Genomic DNA, 24,072 nt, shown 5'->3' with positions numbered 1-24,072 from the left:
TCTTGCTGGCAAGAACACAACACTTGCCTGTCTGCGTGCGAAAGGTAAACGGGAAACAGGAAGACGCCCGCCAGGGCTGCCGCGCCGCCCACAAGGCGGCCGCACACGTCCCGGCGTCCAGCCTGTGCTGCCCCCGCAACGGTCCCCATGCGCGCTTTGCGCCCATGGCAGCCCGATACCGGCCAGTTCGATCGCCAGGAAGTCCATGCAATGCCGCCAGGCCTGAACCGGCCCGCCGCGGCGCGTGGGCGCCCTCCCCATCGTGAATGACCTGCGGGGTCGCGGGTCGCATCGAGGTTACGTAGATGAAAGCCCGCTCCATCCGGCGTTACGCCGGCGCCCTGCTCTGTTCCGCCCCGGCCATCGCCGCCGCCCAGCAAGCTGCCTCCCCCGCCCCCGAACTCGACACGGTCACCGTCACCGCCCAGCGCGTGCCGACCGACGGCCGCACGCTGCCGGTGTCCATTTCGGTGATCACGGCCGAAGACATCGCCGCCAGCAGCGCCCGCACCATGCAGGACCTGCTGTCGACCCAGTCCGGCATCAACCTGATCAACACCAGCAGCTCGAGCGACAACGCGATCGTCGACCTGCGCGGCTTCGGCATCACCGGCGCCAGCAACACGCTGATCTTGATCGATGGCGTGAAGCAGAACACGAATGACCTGTCGGCCCCCAGCCTGGGCGTGGTGCCCCTGGACCAGGTGGAACGCATTGAAATCGTGCGCGGCAGCGGCTCCGTTCAATACGGCGGCGGCACGACCGGCGGCGTGATCAACATCATCACCAAGTCCGATTTCTCGAAGGAGCCGGTCACTGCCCGCGCCACCGCCACGTTCGGCAGCTACGGCCTGCGCCAGTACGACGCCGCCGTGGCGATGAACAACGAGAAGGTTGGCGTTGACGCTTACATGCAGTCGCTGCACTCCGACGGCTACCGCGACCACAGCGGCGAGCGCCGCGAAGGTGGCGGCGGCGGCATCACCCTGCGCCACAGCGACGGCTCGATCCGCCTGTACGGCCGCACCACGACGCAAAAGCTGGAGCTGCCCGGCCCGCGCCTGATCAGCCCGTCGACCGGCGTGAACGAATTCCAGGACGACCCACGCGGTTCGAAGAACGACGTCGACTTCGTCAAGACCACGACCACCACCTTCGGCCTGCAAGTCGAGCAGGCGATTGGCGTTGGCACCTTGTACGCCGACCTGTCGACCCGCGAAAAGAAGCTGAACGGCCTGTCGTATGACGGTTTTGGCGACACCCTGCGCGACCAGAAGCTGGAAGAGAACATCGCCAGCGTGCGCTATCGCCTGCCGATCAACGGCGGCCACAGCATCGTCTTCGGCGCCGACGCGCAAGAATCCAAGACCACCGCTGACCAGAACGCCTACTACGACTTCGAACCGTCGAAGTGGCAGTCGCGCCAGCACCAGTACGGCCTGTTTGCCGAAGGCCAGATCCGCGCCACCGACAGCACCTACGTGACCGCCGGCGTGCGCCGCCAGTACGCGTCTGACGACCTGGACGTGCTGAGCGGTTCAGGCACCGCGTCCGACCGCAGCAACCATCTGACCGCCTGGCAGCTGGGCGTGCGCCAGGACCTGTCCGCCGGCTTCGGCCTGTACGGCAAGGTTGGCCGCAGCTTCCGTCTGCCCAATGCCGACGAACTGCTGTCGGTGCAACAGCCGCTAGCCCCGCAAACGTCCACCGACAAAGAAATCGGCGTGACGTGGCAAGGCGCCGCAAGCAGCGCCCGCCTGTCGTACTTCCGCTATGACCTGACCAACGAAATCCAGTACAACCCGCTGGCCGACGGCATGTGGGGCCCGGGCACCGGCGCCAACACCAACCTGGACCCGACCCGCCGCCAAGGCATCGAACTGGAAGGCCGCACCGCCCTTTCCAGCAGCATCACGCTGGATGCAAACCTGACCTGGATGGAAGCGCAATTCCGCTCGGGCAACTACGCAGGCGTGGACCTGGCCGGCAAGACCGTGCCGCTGGCGCCCAAGTGGCTGGCCAACGCCGGCGTGACCTGGCGCCCCACCGATGCGTTCCTGTGGAACGTGTCGGCGCAATATGTGGGCAAGTCGCGCATGGACAACGACCAGGCCAACCAGTTCGACAAGGAGCTGGACGCCTACGTGCTGTTCAACACGAAGGTTGCGTACAAGTTCACGCGCAACATCGAAGGCGCCATCGGCGTGAACAACATCTTTGATCGCCAGTACGCCACCTACGGCATCCGTGGCGGCAACGCGTCGTTCGAAATGCTGGGCCCCGTCGCCAACTACAACCTGTACCCCGCGCCGGGCCGCAATTTCTACGCGTCGCTCACGCTGCGCTATTGATCGCGGACATCCGATATAGTCGGCGTTCTTCGCTGACGGTATCGGCCCCTGCATGACTGACTCACGCGCCTTTCCACGCATCGCCCCGGGGCTGTTGATTGCCCTGGGTGCGCTGCTGGCAGGCCCGGTGCTGGCGGCTTCGGCTGTGGACGGCAACCGCGCGCCGCTGGAAGTTCAGCCAAGTCAGAGCCAGAGCCAGAACCAGAACCAGAACCAGAACCCGAACATTCAAGTCCGGGATGACCAGGGCCACACGGTCTTGTTGGCCGCACCCGCACGCCGCGCCGTCACCCTGGCCCCCCACGCGACCGAACTCGTCTACGCTGCCGGCGCAGGCCGCTTTCTCATCGCCACCATACGCGGCAGCGACTACCCCGCCGCCGCCCGCCAATTGCCCGTTATCGGCGACGGCATGCAGCCCGACGCCGAGCGCGTGGCCGGCGTGCGCCCCGACTTGCTGATCGCCTGGCAGCCCACCGCCGCCGAACCGCTGGTGCGCGTCATGGACAAACTGGGCGTGCCCGTCTTCTACAGCGACCCGCTGACGCTCGCCGCCATTCCTGACGCCGTCGAACGCATGGGTGTGCTGTTCGGCACTGAGGAACACGCGCGGCCGGCGGCGCAATCCTTGCGCGACCGGCTGGCTGCCTTGAGCGCGCGCTACACCGGCCGCCGTCCCGTGCGCGTCTTCGTGCAGGCCGGGCTGGACCCCATCTACACCCTGAACAACAGCAGCATCGTCAGCGACGCGTTGCGCCTGTGCGGCGGCATCAACGTCTTTGGCCTGGCGCCTGTCGTCGCCCCGCAGGTCACGCTGGAAAATGTGCTGGCCGCCAGGCCGGAAGCGGTGCTGGCGGGCGTCAGCCGGCCCGAAGACACCGCGAAGAATCTGGCCGCCTGGCAGGCGCTGGGGCTGCCCGCCGCCCGTGCCGGCCATGTGTACGGCGTGGACGCCGACGCGCTGTACCGCCCCGGTCCGCGCCTGATCGACGCCGCAGAGGCAATCTGCGCCGACCTGGACCGGTTGCGCTGATCGAACCATGCTCGGCTGACTCTGACCGGTTGTGCTGATCAAAACACGCTTGGCTGACAGGGACCGTTTGCGCTGACGCATCGCCCGCTTTGCACGCGATCTGCAAATAGTGGAACGCCCCATTTCACCGGCCGCGCCTGCCGCAGGGCATCGTGCTTTATCATTCGCATAGCAAAATCAGTCAGCCTCCGCGGGCTCCGCTCTTGCGCCCCCGCCCTTTGAACACCGCCATGACCACACAAGACACCCTCACCATCGCCGGGCGCGCCTATTCGTCGCGCCTGCTCGTCGGCACCGGCAAGTACAAGGACTTCGAAGAGACCCGCGCGGCGCTGGACGCCAGCGGCACCGAGATCGTCACGGTTGCCATCCGCCGCACCAACATCGGCCAGAACGCGGGCGAACCGAACCTGCTGGACTACGTCCCGCCGTCCAAATTCACGCTGCTGCCCAATACCGCCGGCTGCTACACCGCCGACGACGCGATCCGCACCTTGCGCCTGGCGCGCGAACTGCTCGACGGCCATGAGCTCGTCAAGCTGGAAGTGCTGGGCGACCCGCACACGCTGTTCCCGAACATGCCCGAAACCCTGAAGGCCACCAAGACGCTGGTCGACGAAGGTTTCAAGGTCATGGTCTATTGCACCGACGACCCCATCCAGTGCCGCATGCTGGAAGACATGGGCGCCGTGGCCGTGATGCCGCTGGCATCGCTGATTGGCTCGGGCATGGGCATTCTGAACCCGTGGAACCTGCGTTTGATCATCGACCAGGCCCGCGTGCCGGTCGTGGTGGACGCGGGCGTGGGCACCGCGTCGGATGCGGCCATCGCCATGGAACTGGGCTGCGACGCCGTGCTGATGAATACCGCCATCGCCGCCGCGCGCGACCCGATCCTGATGGCCAGCGCCATGAAGAAGGGCGTGGAGTCCGGCCGCGAAGCCTTCCTGGCCGGCCGCATGCCCAAGAAGCTGTACAGCGGCGCGCCCAGCTCGCCCACCGAAGGGCTGATCACCGGCGGCCCGGGCGCGGCGAAATGAGTTCGCGCCAACAGGACGGCAGCGCCCGTCCCATTCCCAACGCGCTGACCATCGCCGGCGTCGACCCGTCCGGCGGCGCGGGCATCCTGGCCGACGTGAAGGCCATGAGCGCGCTGGGCGCCTACGGCTGCGCCATCATCGCGGCGCTGACCGCCCAGAACACGAAGGGCGTCACCGGCATCTCGGCCGTGCCGCCCGCGTTCGTGGGCCTGCAAATCGACACCCTGTTCGCCGACGTGCGCATCGACGCCGTCAAGATCGGCATGCTGGGCCAGTACCCGGTCATTGAAGTCGTGGCCGAAAAGCTGGCCAAGTGGACCCCGGCCCATGTGGTGCTGGACCCGGTCATGGTCGCCAAAAGCGGCGACCTGCTGCTTGAGAACGACGCCGTGGGCGCAATGCGCGAAGCGCTGCTGCCGCAGTGCACGATGTTGACCCCGAACCTGCCCGAAGCCGGCGTGCTGCTGGAAGAGCGGCCGGTTGAGACCGTCAAGGAAATGCGCCGCGTGGCCGAGCGCCTGCGCAACAAGCTGGCCCATTCGGGCGAACGCTGGGTGCTGGTCAAGGGCGGCCACCTGCCCGGCAACGAGACCATCGACTTGCTGCACGACGGCGACCGCATGATCGAACTGCCCGGCCATCGCATCGAGACCGTCAACACGCACGGCACGGGCTGCACGCTGTCGGCCGCGCTGGCCGCGTTGCTGCCGCAAATCGGGGACGTACCCGAGGCCGCGCGCCGCGCCAAGGCCTATCTGACCGAAGCCATCCGCCACGCCGAGCGGCTGTCGGTCGGGTCCGGCCACGGCCCCGTCCACCACTTCCACGCGTGGTGGTGAACGCCAACTGCGCTGGCTAGACGCGGGTGAAACGCGGCGCTCTACGGAGCGCCGCTGTCGTTTCCGGCCCGCGAATCAGACCGATTCCCGCCGTTGAAACATCTGCCGAATGGAGCCGCCGTCACAGGACGCTACGAATCGGTACAATGGCCGGCTGATTCCTCTGTTTTTTCCTGACCGTCATGAACGCTTCGACCCTGCCCGACGTAGAACAAGCCCGCTTCAATATGGTGGAACAGCAGATCCGCCCGTGGGACGTCCTGGACGCCAACGTGCTGCAAGCGCTGTTCGATGTGCGCCGCGAACAATTTGTTCCGCCGGCCCTGCGCGCCCTGGCGTTTTCCGACCTGGAACTGCCGCTGGAAATCAACGCGGTCAATACGCGTCAGACCATGCTGGCCCCCAAGGTTGAAGCCCGCCTGGCGCAAGAACTGCAACTGACCAAGTCCGACTGCGTGCTGGAAATCGGCACCGGCTCCGGCTATCAGGCTGCGCTGCTGGGCTATCTGGCCCAACAAGTGACCTCGGTCGAAATCGACAGCCGCCTGGTCACGTTCGCGCAGCAAAACCTGCAAATGAACAACGTCACCAACGTCAAGGTCGAAACCGGCGACGCCCGCAATGGCTGGGGCTCCACCGAATATGACGCCATCCTGGTGACGGGTTCGGTGCCGGTTGTGCCCGACGCGCTCAAGTACCAGCTGCGCGTGGGCGGCCGCCTGGTTGTCATCGTGGGCCAGGCCCCCGTCATGACGGCCTGTCGCATCACCCGCACCACCGCTGCCAGTTTCGAAACGGTGAACCTGTTCGAAACCGTGGTGAAGCCGCTGCGCGGCGCCACGGTATCCCAGTTCAAGTTCTAAACCCCTAGCTTGCCGCCCCGCGCCTGCCCCCAGCCGGGGCGTGGCGCATCAACGGGGTGGTCCGGCGTATCGTTGAAAATCATGCGCGTCCGATTGCTTACGGCTTTACTGGTTTTTACCTGCGCCGCAAGCGTCGGCCCGTCGCCCGCGTTTGCGCAGAACCTGATCCAGGTCTGGCAAGCCGCCCTGGGCAATGATCCGACTTACGCCGCCGCCCGCGCCAACTACCGCGCGGGCCTGGAAAAAGAGCCGCAAGCGCGCGCGCTGCTGCTGCCGCTGATTTCCGCCGAAGCCGGCGGCGCCTACCAGGAAACCCGCAGCACCCGTGGGCTGGGCGTGTCCTACAGCGGCGGGCGCGGCGTATGGGATCTGGCGCTGACCCAGCCTCTGTTCGATTGGGGCCGCTGGCAGAACTACGAGCAATCCAAGCTGATCGTGGCCGACGTCGAAGTGCAATTGCAGCAGTCCTACCAGGACCTGCTGCTGCGCGTGGCCGACGCCTACTTCAACGTGCTCTACGCGCAAGACACGCTGACCGCCACCGAGGCCGAAAAGGCCGCCGTTGCCGGGCAGCTGGAGTCCGCCAAGCGCAATTTCGAGCTGGGTAATTCCACCGCCACCGACACCTTCGAGGCGCAGGCGCGCTACGACCTGGTGGTGGCGCAGGAATTGCGGTTGCAGAATGACCTGGACGTGCGCCGCGATGAGCTCGCCAAAATCATCGGCACGCAGCCGGGCGCACTGGCCGAACTGCCGTATGGCGTGCAACTGCCGTCGCCCCAACCCGCCCGCGTGAATGACTGGAGCACCCAGGCCGAGTCCTCCAGCCTGGAAGTGCTGCGCGCGCAGCTGCTGACCCGCATCGCGGGCCGTGAAATCCAGATCGCCAAGAGCGGCCACTACCCCAGCCTGAACCTGCGCGCCACCAGCGGCAGCGCCAGCGACGCCGTCATGCGTAACGCCGCGCCGGGCAAGCCGATCGACAACACGATAGGCGTGGTGCTGTCGATTCCGCTGTATTCGGGTGGCGGCGTGTCGTCGCAAGTGACCGAGAAGGTGCAGCTGGAACAGAAGGCCCGCTACGATTTTGAAACCGCGCGGCGCCAAGCCGTTCAGGCCGCGCGCCAGTACTACACCGGCGTCACCAGCGGGCTGGCGCGCATCCAGGCATTGGAAGCCGGCGAAAAATCCAGCCGCGCTTCTGTGGAAGCCAACCGCACGGGCTACGAAGTGGGCGTGCGCATCAACCTGGACGTGCTGAACGCCCAGCAGCAGCTATACGCCACGCAGCGGGATCTGGCGCTGGCGCGCTACAGTACGGTGCTGTCAGGGCTGCGTTTGAAAGCCACCAGCGGGATTCTGGCGGAAACGGATCTGGAAGCGATTAACCGCTTGCTTCGGGAACCGCGTTGAACGCCCGTCAGGCGCCCTGAATCTTCTTCACCAGCGCCGTCGTTGACCGTTCGAATTCAAATGGAATCGCCACTGCGCGGCCGCCCCAGGTTTTGACCAGCGCGGTCTCGGGCAGCTTTTCCATGTCGTAGTCGCCACCCTTGACGATCAAATCGGGCTTGAGCTCGCCGATCAGCGCTTCGGGCGTGTCTTCGTGGAATGACGTGACGACGGTCACAAAGCCCAGCGCGGCCAGCAGTGCGGCGCGGTCTTCCATGCGGTTCAGCGGGCGCTCGGCGCCTTTGCCCAGGCGGCGCACCGATTCGTCGGTGTTCACCGCCACCACCAGCGTCGCGCCCAGTTGCGCCGCTTGATCCAGATACGTCGCGTGCCCGCGATGCAGGATATCGAACACGCCATTGGTAAACACCAGCGGCCGCGGCAAGCGGCCAGCAGCGACGGCGGCGACGCATTCATCGCGGGAAAGGACTTTGGATTCAAAACGGGCGGCGGACATGCGGCGATTATATCCGCCCGTCCGCCGCCCGATGGCAGCCTGATTGCCGGCCCATCGGCAGCCCGATAGCCGGCAATAGCGCCTGAAACTCAGGCGCCGCCGAGGATGATCTTCTTTTCCTTGGGAACGATCAGCGCCGTCATTTCCTTGCGGTAGCGGTTCAGGTCCTTCACCGTTTCGAAGCTGCGGTCCATCAGCTTGGACAAGATGTGCAGAATGCGCGAGGCGACCTTCTGTTCCCAGATGCCGTCAAAGCGGATCTGGGTGTCCAGCCAATGCTCCAGCCAGCCCGGCTCGGGCAGACGCGACTGCACCGTGTCATTCGGGAACAAGTCCTTGTTCACGTGCAGGTTGGTCGGGTGCAGCGCCTGCTGCGTGCGGCCGGCCGAGGCCATCAACACGCCAATCTTCGAGAACGCCAGGCGAGCTTGCTCGCTGGTGTCCTCGCCACGGTCATGCAGCGCGCGGCGCATGTATTGCAGGTAGGCGCCGGCGTGGCGGGCTTCGTCCTGCGCCACGGTCTTGTAGATGGCCTTGATGACGGGTTCCGTGTGCCATTCGGCGGCGCGGCGGTACCAGTGGTTCAGGCGGATTTCGCCGCAGAAGTGCAGCATCAGCGTTTCCAGTTCGGGAGCCGCGTCGAATTCAAAGCGCACGTTGTGCAGCTCTTCTTCGGTGGGCACGAGATCCGGGCGGAAACGGCGCAGATACTCGATCAGCACCAGCGAATGCTTTTGTTCCTCGAAGAACCACACCGACATGAATGCGCAGAAATCGCTGTCGCCGCGGTTGTCGCGCAGGAACATTTCTGTGGCCGGCAGAGCCGCCCATTCGGTGATGGCGTTCATCTTGATCGTTTGAGCCTGCTCGTCAGAGAGCTTGCTGCGATCGAAATCCCCCCAGGGGATGTCATGCGCCATGTTCCAGCGCACGGCTTCCATGGTCTTGAAGAGTTCAGGATAAAGCATGGGTCTGCCCTTGTATTCGTCCCGCTTGTGGGGCGATAGAAATTAATGAATGGCGCGCGCGTCTCTTCGGCGTGACGCTGCATTCATCCACCGCAGCGCTATTTTTCGCCGTCTCCCGCGAAGCTATGATGACCGTTTCATGAATGAAACATGACAAGGTTCGTCTAGATCATCGCGCCGCCTATCGGGTCAAGGCCCATATTGCGACCCCAATCGCAAGAGCCAACACCCCAACCAGCGCTGCAACCAGCCGGTTGTTCTGTTCCTGGGCGCGCCGCAGGTGAATCATTTCGGCCAGCAGGGCGGGCGAAACGTTCGGGCGGCTCAGGTGGTCATGGACCAGCCTGGGCAAAGCGGGCAGCATTTGCGACCACTGCACCGCTTCTTTTTCCAGGCTTTGCCGCAAGCCCTTGAGTCCGACACGCTGGCGCATCCAACGTTCCAGATAGGGCTTGGCGGTCTTCCAGAGATCCAGGTTGGGATCGAGCTGTCGGCCCAACCCCTCGACGTTCAGCAACGTCTTTTGCAGCAGCACCAACTGCGGCTGGATCTCTACATTGAACCGGCGCGAGGTCTGGAACAGGCGGAGCAACACCTGCCCCAGCGAGATCTCGGACAACGGCCGGTCAAAGTACGGTTCGCAAACGGCGCGCACGGCGCCTTCAAGCTCTTCTTCGCGCGTGTCGGCGGGCACCCAGCCTGACTCGATGTGCAGTTGCGCCACACGCCGGTAATCGCGGTGGAAGAAGGCCAGGAAATTCTGCGCCAGGTAATTTTTGTCGAACTCGGACAGCGAACCCACGATGCCGAAGTCCAGCGCGATATAGCTGCCAAGCGTCCCAGGGCGATCCGACACGTAGATGTTGCCCGGGTGCATGTCGGCGTGGAAGAAGCCGTCGGTGAACACCTGCGTGAAGAAGATTTCGACGCCCGTGCGCGCCAGCGTCGGGATGTCGATGCCGGCTTCGCGCATGCGTTCAACCTGGCCCACCGGCATGCCGTACATGCGCTGCATGGTGAACACCGTGGACGCCGTGTATTCCCAGATGACCTCGGGCACGATCAGCATGTCGCCCCGGCCCGATTCAGGGCCGAAGTTGCGGCGCAGCTGGCTGCAATTGGACGCTTCGCGCACCAGATCCAGCTCGTCGTGCAGGTATTTGTCGAATTCGGCCACGACTTCGCGCGGCTTCAGGCGGCGGCCATCGTCGCCCAGGCGCTCGATGATGCGCGCCACGATCTTCAAGAGCGACAAGTCTTTTTCGATGATGCTCAGCATCCCCGGACGCAGCACCTTGACGGCCACTTCGCGGCCATCATGCAGCACGGCGAAGTGAACCTGGGCGATAGACGCCGAGGCCACCGGGTCCACATCGAACTGCGCGAACAGTTTTTCGGGCGGCGCACCCAGCGCGGCCTCGATGCAGGCGGCGGCCTGCGCGGACGGGAACGGCGGCACGCGGTCTTGAAGCAGCGCGAGCTCGTTGGCGATGTCGGCGGGGATCAGGTCGCGGCGGGTGGAGAGCACCTGCCCGAACTTCACGAAGATGGGGCCCAGCGATTCCAGGGCCATCCGCAGACGCTGCCCGCGCGGCTGACGCGGCCGCGTGCCCAGGCGGATGACGCGCAACAGGCAGGTCGCCAGAGGATGGTTCAGGCTGGAGAGCACGAGCTCATCCAGGCCATAGCGCAAGGAAACAACGATGATGCGAAGCAGGCGCAGCAGGGGAAACATGGATCAGGCGCCCCGCTTTGCGCTGGCCGAAGCCAGACGGGTTTGCAGGGCGGTGGCCGAACGCGTCAAGGCATCAGTGCGAGCGTTCAGCTCGGCTAAGTCCAGGCGCCATTGTTCCAGCGCGGGGCGGCCCACCAGCACGCCGCTTTCTTCGGCCAGGTATTCCGAGACGTTTTCGGCCAGGCGCGTGCCCACCGTGCGCGCCCCATTGGCCGCGGCGCGCGCGCCGCCCACGATGCGCAGTGCGGCGATATCGCCCACCACGCGGGCCAGCGCGTCTTCGGGGTCCGGGCGAAGCTGCTTGGACAGGTCCGCCACCACTTGGGCCAATGCCGCGTCGCCCGAGATATGGGTGGCTTCGGCGAAGTCAGGGGTTTCACGGTCAGCGCCCAGGCGCGGCAACGGCAGCTTTTCAGGGGCCACGGTCAGCGTCACGTCGGGCACGACGGCGGGGTCAGCCTGCGCCGCAAGGCCTTCGCTGTCGATCGTCAGGCCCAGCGTGAAACCGCCCAACGCAAAACGCACGGTCTTGCCGGCATGCCGCGCCAGACGCTCGCGCGCCCAGTCCTCACGCCGCAACAGGGCGTTGAGCGCGCTTACAGCCAACCGCGAGGGAGTGGGCAGGAACGAAAAAGGCAGCATGACGGTCTGCAACACCGCGTGGCGGGGTTGCCGGAATTAGTAGGTAAATCGGGAGTGTAACGGGTTAGATGGGCGCGTGTTTAGTGCGAAAGGCACATGGAAAAACCGGCCCTTGTGGGGCCGGTTCAAGCGGATGCCCTTTCGGGCATCCGGCAACGGAGGACAGAGGCAGTCCCGGCCAGCCAGCGTTTAGCTGGCCAGATCCACCGGAATCTGCTGAATGCCAGCCAACAGCCAGCCGCCATTGGCAGGCTTGAACAGGTTCCAGACTTCTTCGAAGCGGAAGGCTTCGGCGCCGGGGGCCTCACGCAGCATGCCGGAGAAGCGCACGCTGGCCAGGTGGCCGTCGGACACGGATTCGATGCCCAGCATTTCGGCGTTCAACAGCACCACTTCGGTCTTGTTGGGAGCCGCGCCGCGCTCAGCCAGCTGCGGCTTGAGTTCGGTGATCAGGTCATCGGTCAGGAAGTCGCGCAGGCCATCGGTGCTGCCGCTGTCCCACACAGCCTGGATGCGAACGAACTGCTCCTTGGCTTGCTTCAGGAAGTTGGGCGTATCGAAATCACCCGGCACGAACCAGTTGTTGTCCTCGCCCGCTTTGGGCAGAACTGCCGGAGGCGCGACCGGTGCGGCGGCAGCCACAGGGGCGGCAGCAGCGGCGGGTGCGGCGGCAGCCGGCTTCAGGGCTTCACGCCACATCGGCTGCGGTTGCTGGCCCGGTGCGTTGTTGGCGCCATTGAAGGCACCTTGCGTCGCGGTACGCGGACCGGCGCCACGCAGACGGCGGATGATGAACATGACGGCGAAGACAACGGCGGCGATCAGCAGCGCGGAGCCCAGGAATTCAGCGAAGGCGCCCGACAGGCCCATGCTGGACAGCAAGGCGGCGATACCCAGGCCAGCAGCGATGCCGGCGATGGGGCCGAGCCAACGCGACGCGCCGCTCTTGGCGGCAGCGCCCGCGGCGCCGGCCGTGGCTGCGCCGGCGGCTGCCGGAGCGGCGGTGGCGCCAGCCGTGTTGTTCGCGGCGGCCGGCGGCGTGGTCGCCTGGCGCTGCTGGGTCACATTGGAGGATTGACGGCCGACGCTGCTGCCACCACCTGCACGACGGGCTTCGGCGTCAAACGACGCCGTCACCAACGCCGCGCCGGAAACGGCGATGAGCGCCGCGGCGACAAACCGCGAAAGACAGAATTTGGTCATAGAGTTTGCTCCCTCGTACTCGCGCCCCCGCTGCCCCGAGCAGCTGGGAGTCCCACGGACAGCGGGACCTAATCGCGACTTTTCTTACAGTAATCTGAACGTCGTAAGAATAACGGACAAGACGCCGCCCCACAAGTTCCCCGTGGGGTGAAGAAATATCCTGTGGACAGGCCGGGTTTCAGCCCAGGCGCACGCCCTCGTGCAAGGCGGCGATGCCGGCAGTCAGGTTGAAATACTGAACCCGTTCCAGACCGGCGGTGCGCAGCATGTCGGCCAGGGTTTCCTGGTCGGGATGCATGCGGATGGATTCCGCCAGGTAACGGTAGCTGGCTTCGTCCTTGGCGACCTTCTTGCCCAACCAGGGCAGCACGTTGAAGGAATACCAGTCGTAGGCGGGCGCCAGCGGCTTGGCCACGCGCGAGAATTCCAGCACCAGCAGCTTGCCGCCCGGCTTCAGCACGCGGGTCATTTCAGCCAGCGCGCGGTCTTTGTGCGTCATGTTGCGCAGGCCAAAGGCCACGCTGACGCGGTCGAAATAACCCGTGGGGAACGGCAGGCGCTCGGCGTCGCAAACGGCGGTGGGCACCAAAAGGCCGGCGTCAGTGAGGCGGTCGCGGCCCACGCGCAGCATGGAATCATTGATGTCGGTCAGCCAGACCTCGCCGGTAGGCCCCGCGCGCTTGGCGAAGGCCTTGGCCAGGTCGCCCGTACCGCCGGCGATGTCCAATACCTTCATGCCGGGGCGGATGGCGGCGCGGCCAATGGTGAAGGCCTTCCAGACGCGGTGCAGGCCGGCCGACATGAAATCGTTCATGACGTCGTAACGCTGGGCGACCGAATGGAAGACTTCAGCGACCTTGCGGGCTTTTTCGCCTTCCGGCACCGTTTGGAAGCCGAAATGCGTGGATTGGGCGTTGGAGTCGGCGGAATGTTGCGATTCGGAGGGGTTTTGCATGGTGAATTCCCGATATATCCTGGCAATGGTAGCCTATCGGCCACGCGCCGGCGGGCAGAGAACCTTCCCCGGAAGCACCCTGCGGTCACATACCTGAAATATTGCGGCCATACTATCGCAATGTTCGCGCCGCGCCGGCGCTCAGAAGTGTGCCAAATTCGCCATGTCCAGCACCATCCTCGTCGTCGAAGACGAACCCGCAATCCAGGAACTGATCGCCGTCAACCTGTCCTTCGCGGGGCATAAAGTGCTGCGCGCGTTCGACGCCGACCAGGCCCAGACCCTGATTCGCGCCGAACTCCCCGATCTGATCCTGCTGGATTGGATGTTGCCCGGCACGTCCGGCCTGGCCATGGCGCGCAAGCTGCGCAACGACGAGCGCACCCGCGCCGTCCCGGTCATCATGCTGACCGCCAAGGGCTCCGAGCAAGACAAGGTAGACGGCCTGGAAGCCGGCGCCGACGACTACATCACCAAGCCGTTCTCGCCGAAAGAGCTCATGGCCCGCATCAAGGCCGTGTTGCGCCGCCGCGCGCCCCAGCTGACCGATGACGTCATCGACGTGGGCGGCCTGAAGCTGGACCCGGTCACGCACCGCTTGTCGGGCAATAGCCAGTCTTTGCAGATCGGTCCCACCGAGTTCCGTCTGCTGCACTTCTTCATGACCCACCCCGAGCGCGTGTTCTCGCGTTCGCAACTGCTGGATCAGGTCTGGGGCGACCACGTGTTTGTGGAAGAGCGCACCGTTGACGTCCACATCCGCCGCCTGCGCAAGGCGTTGGAACCCAGCGGCCACGATGCGCACGTTGAAACCGTGCGCGGCAGCGGATACCGGTTTACGGCACAGCTTCCGACGCGGTAAAACTCCCGCACGATGATTTGGCTGCGCACCCTTTTCCTGGTCGCCCTGTGGGCGGTGATTTCACTACTGGCGCAATGGCTCATAGGTGATCCATTCGGCTGGATCGTGTTTTCCGCCGCGTTGGCCGCCATGCTGCTCTGGCGCAGCTGGCGCCTGACGCTGGTTTCCCACTGGGCCAATCACCCGGACACCTCTCCTCCCGCCTCCGTCGGGCCTTGGGACGACATCCTCGCCCCGCTCTACCGCTACACCCGCGCCCGCGCCCGGGAACTGGCTGAAACCCGCGACACCATGCAAGGCATGCTGGCCGCCGCCCAGGCGCTGCCGGACGGCGCGGTCACGATGAATGAAGAATTCCAGATCGACTGGTGCAACCGCATGGCGCGCCAGCATCTGGGCCTGCGCCTGCCGGCCGACCGTGGCCACAATCTGCTGAACCTGCTGCGCGCGCCGGAATTCGTGGAATACGCGCACCGCTCGTCCTGGCCCGACCCGATCCTGGTGCGCCTGGGCCAGCAAGGCCAGGAACGGCTGATGATGATGCAGCTGACGTCTTACGCCAGTAATCAGCGCCTGCTTATTACCCGCGACGTCACGCAGATTGAACGCCTGGAAACCACGCGCCGCGATTTCGTGGCCAACGTCTCGCACGAGCTGCGCACGCCGCTGACCGTGCTGGCGGGCTTTCTGGAAACGCTGCGCGACATGCCGGCCGATGCCTTGCCCGAAGAACAGCGCGCGCAGTACATCGACATGATGCATGAGCAGGCCCAGCGTATGCAGGCCATTGTCGAAGACCTGCTGACCTTGTCCACGCTGGAATCGTCGCCGGGCAGCGACCCGCGCGCGATCAACATGAGCGCGCTGCTGCAAAAGGCGCGTCAGCAGATCGAAGCCTTGTCGGGCGGACGTCATGTGCTGGAATGGCACATCGACGAAACGCTGGACGTGCTGGGCGCCGAAACCGAGCTGACCTCTGCGCTGTCGAACCTGCTGACCAACGCCGTGCGCTACACGCCCGACGGCGGGACGATCACCGTGCGCTGGGAACGCGAGCCCGATGGCGGCGCGCGCTACAGCGTGCAGGACACCGGCATCGGCATCCCCGCCCGCCACCTGCCGCGCCTGACCGAACGTTTCTACCGCGTGGACCGCGGGCGCTCGCGCGCCGTGGGCGGCACGGGTCTGGGCCTGGCGATCACCAAGCACATCGCCATGCGCCACGATGCCGAATTGCTCATCACGAGCGAGCCCGGCAAAGGCAGCGTCTTTGCGCTGCGCTTCCCCTTCGAACGTATCGCCATCGACGAACCGGCCTGACCGGTTTGCTCGTATCACCCGCGCCGCACAGCCGGCGCGGGTGGTAAATTTCCGGCCATGCGCATCCTGGTCATCGAAGACGAACCCAAACTGGCCGACTACCTTAAGAAGGGGCTGTCGGAACAGAGCCATATCGTGGATCTGGCGCGCGACGGCGTCGACGGTCTGCATCTGGCGCTGGAAGGCGCGTATGACCTGATCGTGCTGGACGTGATGCTGCCCGGCGTGGACGGCTTCGGCATCCTGGCATCGGTTCGCGCACAAAAAGACACCCCCATCCTGATGCTGACGGCGCGCGACGCCGTGGAAGACCGCGTGCGCGGCCTGGAAGGCGGCGCCGACGATTATCTGGTCAAGCCCTTTGCGTTTTCGGAGCTGCTGGCGCGCGTGCAGGCGCTGCTGCGCCGGGGCCGCACGCAAGAACCCACGCTGCTGCGCCTGGCCGACCTGGAGCTGGACCTGGCGCGCCGCCGCGCCCAGCGGGGCGGCCGCCGCCTGGACCTGACCGCCAAGGAATTCAACCTGCTCGCCCTGCTGCTGCGCCGCCAGGGGCAGGTGCTGTCGCGCACCACGCTGGCCGAACAGGTGTGGGACATGAATTTCGACAGCGACACCAATGTCATCGACGTCGCCGTGCGCCGCCTGCGCGGCAAGCTGGACGACCCGTTCGACGCCAAGCTGCTGCACACCGTGCGCGGCATGGGCTATGTGCTGGAGTCGCGCCCCGAGCCCAAACCGGCATGAAGCCGCCGCGCATGCGTTCGATGCAGGCGCGGCTGACGCTGCTGTTGGGCGCCATTGCGTTGCTGGTATCCAGCCTGGCCGGGGCGACGCTGTTCTGGGCGCTCAAGCGCGAAGTCGAGCGCCAGGAAATCACCGAGGTCAGCGGCAAGCTGGAATTGATCAACCACCTGATCGACATGCAGAACAGCGCCAGCGGCCTGCACGATCTGGCCGCCACGTTTGACGAGATGCGCGCCGGCCAAGGCCAGTTGGGCATCTGGATCGTGGACGCGCAGGGCCACGCCGTGTACGGCGGCCCCGCCCCGGAAACGCTGGGCACGGCTGACGACGGCAGACAAGTGGTGCTGCAAACCGCCGATGGCGGGCGCATGCGCGGCTTGCGCGTGGCCATGAATGACCGCATCCTGCCGGGCGCCGAACTGACCGTGGCCGTCAGCACGCGCACCAGCTCGCAGTTTCTATACGCCTATGGCACCGCGCTGGTGTTGATCTGCGCGCTCTGGGTGGGCGCGACCGTGGTGCTGGCCGCCTGGGCCGTGCGCCGCAGCATGGCCCCGACGCGCCGGCTGTCGGAGCAGGCCGCCCGCATCCAGCCCGACAATCTGGCGCGCCGCCTGCCGCTGGAAGACACCGACCGCGAACTGCACGACCTGGTGCGGTCCTTCAACCGCACGCTGGAACGGCTGCAATCGGCGTATCAGCAGATGGAAGGGTTCAACGCCGACGTTGCGCATGAACTGCGCACGCCGCTTGCCACGCTGATCAACGGCACGCAGGTGATGCTGTCATCCCCGCGCGACGCCGCCGAGTTGCGCGACGCGCTGGAATCCAATCTGGAAGAGCTCGAAGACCTGAAGACGCTGGTCAACGACATGCTGTTCCTGGCGCGTGCGGACCGCGGGGAACGGGCGGCGGACCTGGCGCCGGTGTCGCTCGCGGCCGAAGCCCGGCGCGTGGCGGAATACTACGAAGCCACGTTGGAAGCCCAAGGTGTGCATCTGCGCTGCGAGGGCGATGCAACGGTGGCCGCCAACCCGGGGCTGGTGCGCCGCGCCTTGGCCAATTTGATCTCCAACGCCATCAAGGCTACGCCCGCGGGGCGCGAAATCGTGCTGACGTGTTCAGCGTCGGCGGCAGGCGCGCGGGTGCAAGTGCGCAACCCCGGCACGCCCATTCCGGCCGCCGACCTGCCACGCATCTTCGACCGCTTCTTCCGGTCTGGGCATACCCGCGCGCCGCGCAGCGAAGGGCACGGGCTGGGGCTGGCCATCGTGCGCGCCATCGCCCGCATGCATGGCGGCGATGTGGACGCGGTGTCGGATGCGTCCGGCACGGTGGTGGGCATCACGTTGCGCGGGCCGGAAACGTCCCCGCGCCCGCCGAACATTACAAAACCGTAATCCAGGCGACAGAATCGGGTCACCCCGGCTTTTCTACAGTGTCATCACGGTCACTCCTGTAAGGATTTTCGTGAAAGACGCTCTGATTCGCCTTAGCCAGGCTGCTGCCCTGGCCCTGCTGTTCACCGGCGCCGCGCAAGCCGCAGGCGGCCACGATGGCCACAACATGCCGTCCATGACCATGCCGGCCGCAACGGCCCCGATCGGCAAGCCGGGCGACGCCGCCCGCGCCACGCGCACCGTCAATATCGACATGAACGACGCCATGCGTTTCACGCCCGACCGCATCGAGGTCAAGGCCGGTGAGACCGTGCGCATCACGGTGCGCAATGTCGGCAAGATTCGGCACGAGCTGGTGCTGGGCACCGACGCCGATCTGAAAGCGCACTACGACATGATGATGAAGGACCCCGGCATGCGCCACGAGGAAGCCAACGCGGTGTCGCTGGAGGCGGGCAAGTCCGGGCAGATCGTCTGGCGCTTCGACAAGGCGGGTACGGTGTCTTTCGGCTGCCTGGAACCCGGCCATTACTCGGCCGGCATGAAGGGAGCGGTGTCGGTGCTTTGACGCCCGGCACAGACTACCCATGCGCACACTTCCCCCTCTTGCCCGCCGGCGATTCGTGCAGGGCTTAGCGGCCGGCGGCGCGCTGGCGGCGCTTGGCGGCTGGCGCGCGGCGCTGGCGCAATCGCCGTCGCTGTCCCCGCTGCAGTCGCCATCGCACCCTGCCTCCGCCACCGAATTACGCGGCACCGAGTTTCATCTTGAAATTGGCGAAACGCCGGTCAACTTCACGGGCGCGGCCCGCATCGGCACCACCGTCAACGGCCAACTGCCCGCGCCCATCCTGCGCTGGCGCGAAGGCGACACAGTCACGCTGCACGTCACCAACCGGTTGCGCGAGCAGACGTCGATTCATTGGCACGGCATTCTGCTGCCGTCGAACATGGATGGCGTACCGGGCCTGAGCTTTGACGGCATCGACCCGGGCCAGACCTTCACCTACCGTTTCGACGTGCGCCAAAGCGGCACGTATTGGTATCACAGCCATTCGGGCTTTCAGGAACAGACGGGCCTGTACGGCGCCATCGTCATCGACCCGCGCCGCCGCGACCCCATCGCGTCCGACCGCGACTACACCGTGCTGCTGTCCGACTGGACAGACGAAGATCCGATGCGGCTTTTCAACAAGCTGAAGGTGATGCCCGACTACTACAACGGCATTCAGCCCAGCGTGCAAAGCCTGCGCGCCGACGCGGACGGCCGTGGCTGGCGCGCTGCGCTGTCTGAACGCCTGATGTGGGAACAGATGCGCATGAACCCGTCGGACCTGGCGGATGTGTCGGGCGCAACCTACACCTTCCTGACCAACGGCGCGACGCCCGCGGGCAACTGGACCGGGCTGTTCGCGCCGGGCGAACGCATCCGGCTGCGCTTCATCAACGGCTCGGCGATGACGTACTTCGACGTGCGTATTCCAGGTTTGAAGATGACGGTGGTGGCGGCGGACGGGCAGGATGTGCGCCCGGTGGATGTGGAAGAGTTCCGCATCGGCGTGGCGGAAACGTATGACGTGATCGTCGAGCCGCAAGACGACCGCGCTTACACGATCTTCTCGCAGGCCATGGACCGTTCCGGCTACGCCCGCGCCACGCTGGCCCCACGCGCCGGCATGCAGGCAGACGTGCCGGCGCTGGACCGCGTGCAGCTGCTGGGCATGATGGACATGGGCATGGCGCACGACATGGGCGGTGGAGACCATGCCGGTGCGGGCGCGGCTGCCAATGCGGGGGCAGGGGCAGACGCAGCCGCGATGGACCACAGCGCCATGCCCGGCATGGACCATGGCATGCAGCACGGTTCCGGCGCTGGCCAGGGCGGCATGGTCGAAGTGAAGCATCCCTACCCCGCCGAGCGCGGCGTGGGCAATTCGATGCTGCCCGACGTGGTGTCAACGCGTCTGGACGATCCGGGCGTGGGCTTGCGCGGCAACGGCCGCCGCGTGCTCACATACGCCGACCTGCATTCCATCCGCGAACCCGCCGACAACCGCGCGCCCTCGCGCGAGATCGAACTGCATCTGACGGGCAACATGGAACGCTACATGTGGTCGTTCAATGGCGTGAAGTTCTCGGACGCAAAACCCATCGTGCTGCGCTACGGCGAGCGCGTGCGCTTCGTGTTGGTCAACGACACGATGATGACGCACCCCATCCATCTGCACGGCCTGTGGAGCGACCTGGAATCGCCCGACGGCGCGTTCCAGGTGCGCAAGCACACAATCACGCTCAACCCGGCGCAGCGGCTGAGCTACCGCGTCAGCGCCGATGCGCGCGGGCATTGGGCCTACCACTGCCACCTGCTGTATCACATGGAGGCCGGCATGTTCAGAGCGGTCGTGGTGGAGTAAGCGATGACGCCTAAGACAAAACGATTGGGCGCCTGCGCCCTGGCGATGATGCTGGTGGCTGCGGGCGCGCACGCGCAAACCGCAGCGACCGATCACGGCGCGATGGACCATGCCAGCATGCCGGGCATGGCTCACAGCGCGACGCGTCCGGCGCCAGCCGCCATAGACCATGCCAGCATGGGTCACGGCGACTCCGCAGCATCGAATGTGCCGCCCCCCATCGGCAGCCTGCCGTCCAGCGATGGCGCGGGCGATCGCAGCTACGACAGCTACGGTATCCATCCGCACATGATGGACAACGACCCCACGTGGCAAGTGCTGTTCGACAAGTTCGGCATGTCGCGCAACCGCGATGGGCAGAATGCGCTGGATTGGGATGGCCGCTTCTGGTTCGGCACGGCCACCGACCGGCTCGTCGTCAAGAGCGAAGGCGAACGCGAAAACGGTGGCGGCTCGGACGGAAAGGTTGAAGCGTTCTGGAGCCACGCGGTCTCGCCCTTCTGGGACCTGCAACTGGGTGCGCGCCGCGACATCGGCACGGGCCCCAAGCGCAACTGGGCCGCCATTGGCATTGAAGGCGTCCTGCCGTACAACATCGAACTGGAGACGACCGGCTATGTGGGTTCGTCGGGCCGCACGGCGCTGGCGCTGAAGGCCGAGTACGACCTGCTGCTGACGCAACGGCTGATCTTCACGCCGGAACTCGAAGCCAGCCTGTACGGAAAATCCGACCCCGAACGCGGGATCGGGTCGGGGCTGTCGACGGGCTCACTGTCGTTGCGGCTGCGTTATGAAGTCACGCGGGAATTCGCGCCCTACATCGGCGTATCCTTTGAGCGAAAGTTTGGCCAGACGGCAAGCTACGCCTCGGACGCCGGGGCCAGCCGCTCGCAGACGGCCGTGATGGCCGGTGTGCGGTTCTGGTTTTGACACCCCCCGCCTTTTCGACATTTACCCTACGGAGCATCATGAACGCATCCCGAGTTACGCGCCGCCTGGTTATTGCCGCGGCGCTGTTCACCCCGCTATTCGCCCCCGCGATCACGGCGGCGCAAACGCCCGTCAAGGTGGAAGTCTGGAAGACGCCCACCTGCGGCTGTTGCGAAGACTGGGTCAAGCACATGCGTGACAACGGCTTCACCGTGACCACGCACGATGTGCAAGACACCGGCCCTATCCGCCGCAACGCGGGCATGGCGGACTACGGTTCCTGCCACACCGCCATGGTTGACGGCTATGCGGTCGAAGGCCATGTGCCGGCCAGCGATGTGCGGCGTCTGCTGCTTGAAAAGCCCGACGCAGCGGGCCTGGCCGCCCCCGGCATGCCGCTGGGTTCGCCCGGCATGGACGGCCCGGAGTACGGCGGCCGCAAGACGCCGCACGACGTGATGCTGGTCGACAAGCAGGGCGGCGCCAAGGTGTTCCAGGCGTATCGCTAGGGCGCGGGGGTGGGAAAGCCGTTGAAACAATTCATCCACACCGTCTCAATGGCTACTCCTTGCACTGCAGCAAAAATGCGCCACAATAAATAACACGCATTCCTCACCCACCCCCTGGCAGTCATGGCAAAAATCGTCCTGTTCGAGAACATCCACCCGAGTGCCCGCGCGGTCTTCGAAGCCGCCGGCTACACCGATATCGTCACGCACGCCGCGGCCCTGCCGCCGGCGCAGATGCACGACGCCCTGCGTGGCGTGCACGTGGCCGGGATTCGTTCTCGCACGCACCTGGATGCCGCCTTGCTGGCCAGCCCCGACCTGCGCGTCGTGGGCTGCTTCTGCATCGGCACCAACCAGGTCGACCTGGATTCGGCCATGCAGCGCGGCATTCCCGTGTTCAACGCGCCCTTCTCCAATACCCGTTCCGTTGCCGAACTGGTGCTGGGCGAAGCCATCCTGCTGCTGCGCCGGATTCCGGAAAAGAACGCCCGCGTGCATCTGGGCCACTGGGACAAGAGCGCGTCAGGCGCGTTTGAAACGCGCGGCAAGACGCTGGGCATCGTGGGCTACGGCAACATCGGCTCGCAGATCAGCACGCTGGCCGAAGGCTTGGGCATGCGCGTCATCTATCACGACGTGGAAGCCAAGCTGCCGCTGGGCAACGCGCGTCCGGCCGGAACGCTGAACGACCTGCTGGAGCAGGCCGACGTGGTGACGCTGCACGTGCCGGGCGGCAAGTCCACCGAAAACATCATGAACGCAGAGACCATCGCGCGCATGCGGCGCGGGGCCATCCTGATCAACGCGTCGCGCGGCACCGTGGTCGACATCGACGCGCTGCACGCCGCGCTGAAGTCCGGCCACCTGGCGGGCGCTGCGCTGGATGTATTCCCGACTGAACCCAAGGGCGCGGACGAGCCGCTGGCAAGCCCGCTGATCGGCCTGCCCAACGTCATCCTGACCCCGCACATTGGCGGCAGCACGCAGGAATCGCAAGAGAACATCGGCCGCGAAGTGGCCGAGAAGCTGGTGCGCTTCATGCAGGCCGGCACGACCAAGGGCGCGGTCAACTTCCCCGAACTGCCGTATCTGGAACCGGCGGGCGCCACCCGTATCCTGCACGTGCACCGCAACGCCCCGGGCGCGCTGGGCACGCTGGACAACCTGATGGCGCAACACGGGTTGAACATCGTCAGCCAGACGCTGCAAACCAAGGGCCAGATCGGTTACGTGATTACGGACGTGGAAGGCCAGGTGGATGACGTGGTGATGTCCACGCTGCGCAGCCACCCGATCACGGTGCGTTGCGACCGGCTGTAAACCGGGCGAGGTTGATCGCTTGATTGCGGATGGCGTTGTGGCTGAATTTGCCATGACGCCATTCTTGTTTATGGCACGCCTTCACCGGCTGCCGCCACCAGGCATTCCGCCATCTTTTCCCGCACGCTGCCCGCGTCGAACGGCAACCGGCCGATGATGCCGATGTCGCGGTGAAACGCCTGGTCGCCCAACGGCACCAGGCGCAAGCCCGTCATGTCCAGCCCGCGCAGGCGCGGCAACAGCGCCACCCCCAGCCCGTGACGCACCAAATTGGCGATGGCTTCGATTTCATCGAGCTCCACCGCTTCGTGCACATTCAAGCGGTGCTTCTTCAAGAAAATATCCACCACCCGCCCGCCGAATGACGCCCGGTCATAGCGGATGAAGGGCTGCGTCGCCAGCACGTCGCGCCAAGGCGCGGCCGGCATGGATTCCGGCATGGCCAGCACCACGGGTTCGCTTAACAGCGGCTGCCAGCCCAGCTCCGGCGGCAGCGTGAACGGCGGGCGGATCAGCACGGCCATGTCCACTTCGCCCGCGTCCACCTGACCCAGCAGCGACAGCGACACCCCCGGCACAATCCGCACCCGCACATCGGGATACACCGCGCGAAAGCGGCCCAGCGCATCCACCAGCAGGCCTTGCTGCACCGAGGCGATTGCGCCAATGCGCAACGAACCGCTGACATGCCCCGCCCCCGCCGTGGTGACCATGCGTTCAGCCATGGCGACCAATTCTTCGGCCTGCGGCAGCATCTCTCGGCCGTGCGCGTTCAACACCGCGGCGCGCGCGCTGCGGTCGAACAATTCCACGCCCAGGTATTCCTCCAGGCGCTTGATTTGCGCGCTGACCGCCGACTGCGTCAGCCCCAGATGCGTGCCCGCCCCGGTAAAGGTGCCATCACGGGCCACGGCGATGAAGGTTTTGAACTCTTTGATCACGATCAATATTTTTGATGCTAAGACACAAAAAATATCGTTTTTCAATCAAAAAAACAATACCTAAACTAGGGGCTGGTGCTAGCGCTGTTTTGCACCC

Annotated in this window: 22 protein-coding genes; 15 read left to right on the top strand and 7 right to left on the bottom strand. The window is 65.6% G+C overall.

The genetic code is table 11. The annotated features are described in order from the left end of the window. Positions 1-305: 305 nt before the first annotated feature. The 6 genes from AC1DSJ_RS11085 (at position 306) to AC1DSJ_RS11060 (ending at position 7,539) form a co-directional block, all read left to right on the top strand. Complete coding sequence (locus tag AC1DSJ_RS11085; RefSeq protein WP_175170534.1) at positions 306-2,351, top strand: TonB-dependent receptor; 2,046 nt, start codon at positions 306-308, stop codon at positions 2,349-2,351. Between the two features lie 52 nt (positions 2,352-2,403). After that, positions 2,404-3,384, top strand: coding sequence for a cobalamin-binding protein (locus AC1DSJ_RS11080; protein ID WP_441371436.1), 981 nt, complete (start codon positions 2,404-2,406; stop codon positions 3,382-3,384). Positions 3,385-3,614: 230 nt separating this feature from the next. Next, the gene (locus AC1DSJ_RS11075; RefSeq protein WP_054421294.1) at positions 3,615-4,424 is read left to right on the top strand and encodes a thiazole synthase; all 810 of its coding nucleotides are present in this window, start codon (positions 3,615-3,617) and stop codon (positions 4,422-4,424) included. After that, positions 4,421-5,263, top strand: coding sequence for a bifunctional hydroxymethylpyrimidine kinase/phosphomethylpyrimidine kinase (gene thiD / locus AC1DSJ_RS11070; protein ID WP_054421293.1), 843 nt, complete (start codon positions 4,421-4,423; stop codon positions 5,261-5,263). Before AC1DSJ_RS11075 ends, thiD begins: the two co-directional genes overlap by 4 nt. A gap of 182 nt (positions 5,264-5,445) precedes the next feature. Further along, positions 5,446-6,126 (top strand): protein-L-isoaspartate O-methyltransferase family protein, encoded by a 681-nt coding sequence (locus AC1DSJ_RS11065; RefSeq protein WP_054421292.1) that lies wholly within the window; start codon positions 5,446-5,448, stop codon positions 6,124-6,126. A gap of 81 nt (positions 6,127-6,207) precedes the next feature. Beyond that, positions 6,208-7,539, top strand: coding sequence for a TolC family outer membrane protein (locus AC1DSJ_RS11060; protein WP_441371435.1), 1,332 nt, complete (start codon positions 6,208-6,210; stop codon positions 7,537-7,539). Between the two features lie 7 nt (positions 7,540-7,546). Here the strand turns inward: AC1DSJ_RS11060 and AC1DSJ_RS11055 are convergent, their stop codons facing one another. From AC1DSJ_RS11055 to ubiE, 6 genes are all read right to left on the bottom strand, one after another. Then, a complete protein-coding gene (locus AC1DSJ_RS11055; RefSeq protein WP_315139681.1) occupies positions 7,547-8,035 on the bottom strand; it encodes an adenylyltransferase/cytidyltransferase family protein in 489 nt (162 codons plus the stop codon). Positions 8,036-8,124: 89 nt separating this feature from the next. Continuing rightward, on the bottom strand, positions 8,125-9,003 hold the full coding sequence (locus AC1DSJ_RS11050; protein WP_441371434.1) for a ferritin-like domain-containing protein: 879 nt from the start codon (positions 9,001-9,003) through the stop codon (positions 8,125-8,127). A gap of 181 nt (positions 9,004-9,184) precedes the next feature. Beyond that, the gene (gene ubiB / locus AC1DSJ_RS11045; protein ID WP_054421288.1) at positions 9,185-10,738 is read right to left on the bottom strand and encodes a ubiquinone biosynthesis regulatory protein kinase UbiB; all 1,554 of its coding nucleotides are present in this window, start codon (positions 10,736-10,738) and stop codon (positions 9,185-9,187) included. Positions 10,739-10,741: 3 nt separating this feature from the next. After that, complete coding sequence (locus tag AC1DSJ_RS11040) at positions 10,742-11,380, bottom strand: ubiquinone biosynthesis accessory factor UbiJ (protein ID WP_054421287.1); 639 nt, start codon at positions 11,378-11,380, stop codon at positions 10,742-10,744. 189 nt (positions 11,381-11,569) lie between these two features. Continuing rightward, entirely contained in the window at positions 11,570-12,583 is a 1,014-nt protein-coding gene (locus AC1DSJ_RS11035; RefSeq protein ID WP_054421286.1) for a Tim44 domain-containing protein, read from the bottom strand. Between the two features lie 178 nt (positions 12,584-12,761). Further along, positions 12,762-13,538, bottom strand: a complete 777-nt coding sequence (gene ubiE, locus AC1DSJ_RS11030; protein WP_054421285.1) for a bifunctional demethylmenaquinone methyltransferase/2-methoxy-6-polyprenyl-1,4-benzoquinol methylase UbiE — start codon at positions 13,536-13,538, stop codon at positions 12,762-12,764. A gap of 163 nt (positions 13,539-13,701) precedes the next feature. On the opposite strand from ubiE, the gene phoB reads away from it, so the two are divergent. From phoB to serA, 9 genes are all read left to right on the top strand, one after another. After that, entirely contained in the window at positions 13,702-14,400 is a 699-nt protein-coding gene (gene phoB, locus AC1DSJ_RS11025; protein WP_006227196.1) for a phosphate regulon transcriptional regulator PhoB, read from the top strand. Between the two features lie 12 nt (positions 14,401-14,412). Next, a complete protein-coding gene (phoR, locus tag AC1DSJ_RS11020) occupies positions 14,413-15,720 on the top strand; it encodes a phosphate regulon sensor histidine kinase PhoR (RefSeq protein WP_054421284.1) in 1,308 nt (435 codons plus the stop codon). A gap of 57 nt (positions 15,721-15,777) precedes the next feature. Next, a complete protein-coding gene (locus AC1DSJ_RS11015; RefSeq protein ID WP_054421283.1) occupies positions 15,778-16,464 on the top strand; it encodes a heavy metal response regulator transcription factor in 687 nt (228 codons plus the stop codon). Then, positions 16,461-17,864, top strand: a complete 1,404-nt coding sequence (locus AC1DSJ_RS11010; protein ID WP_441371433.1) for a heavy metal sensor histidine kinase — start codon at positions 16,461-16,463, stop codon at positions 17,862-17,864. Before AC1DSJ_RS11015 ends, AC1DSJ_RS11010 begins: the two co-directional genes overlap by 4 nt. Before the next feature lie 70 nt (positions 17,865-17,934). Further along, the gene (locus tag AC1DSJ_RS11005; RefSeq protein WP_441371432.1) at positions 17,935-18,432 is read left to right on the top strand and encodes a cupredoxin domain-containing protein; all 498 of its coding nucleotides are present in this window, start codon (positions 17,935-17,937) and stop codon (positions 18,430-18,432) included. Between the two features lie 19 nt (positions 18,433-18,451). Then, the gene (locus AC1DSJ_RS11000) at positions 18,452-20,275 is read left to right on the top strand and encodes a copper resistance system multicopper oxidase (RefSeq protein WP_441371431.1); all 1,824 of its coding nucleotides are present in this window, start codon (positions 18,452-18,454) and stop codon (positions 20,273-20,275) included. A 3-nt stretch (positions 20,276-20,278) separates the two neighbouring features. Continuing rightward, positions 20,279-21,205, top strand: coding sequence for a copper resistance protein B (locus tag AC1DSJ_RS10995; RefSeq protein ID WP_441371430.1), 927 nt, complete (start codon positions 20,279-20,281; stop codon positions 21,203-21,205). Between the two features lie 38 nt (positions 21,206-21,243). Continuing rightward, positions 21,244-21,714, top strand: coding sequence for a DUF411 domain-containing protein (locus AC1DSJ_RS10990; RefSeq protein WP_441371429.1), 471 nt, complete (start codon positions 21,244-21,246; stop codon positions 21,712-21,714). A gap of 123 nt (positions 21,715-21,837) precedes the next feature. Beyond that, entirely contained in the window at positions 21,838-23,034 is a 1,197-nt protein-coding gene (gene serA, locus AC1DSJ_RS10985) for a phosphoglycerate dehydrogenase (RefSeq protein WP_054421278.1), read from the top strand. 68 nt (positions 23,035-23,102) lie between these two features. Here the strand turns inward: serA and AC1DSJ_RS10980 are convergent, their stop codons facing one another. Beyond that, the gene (locus tag AC1DSJ_RS10980) at positions 23,103-23,975 is read right to left on the bottom strand and encodes a LysR family transcriptional regulator (protein WP_054421412.1); all 873 of its coding nucleotides are present in this window, start codon (positions 23,973-23,975) and stop codon (positions 23,103-23,105) included. Positions 23,976-24,072 lie beyond the last annotated feature (97 nt).

This window comes from Achromobacter sp. 01N37, from assembly GCF_056399725.1.
This window is presented reverse-complemented; position numbering and strand designations above follow the sequence as displayed.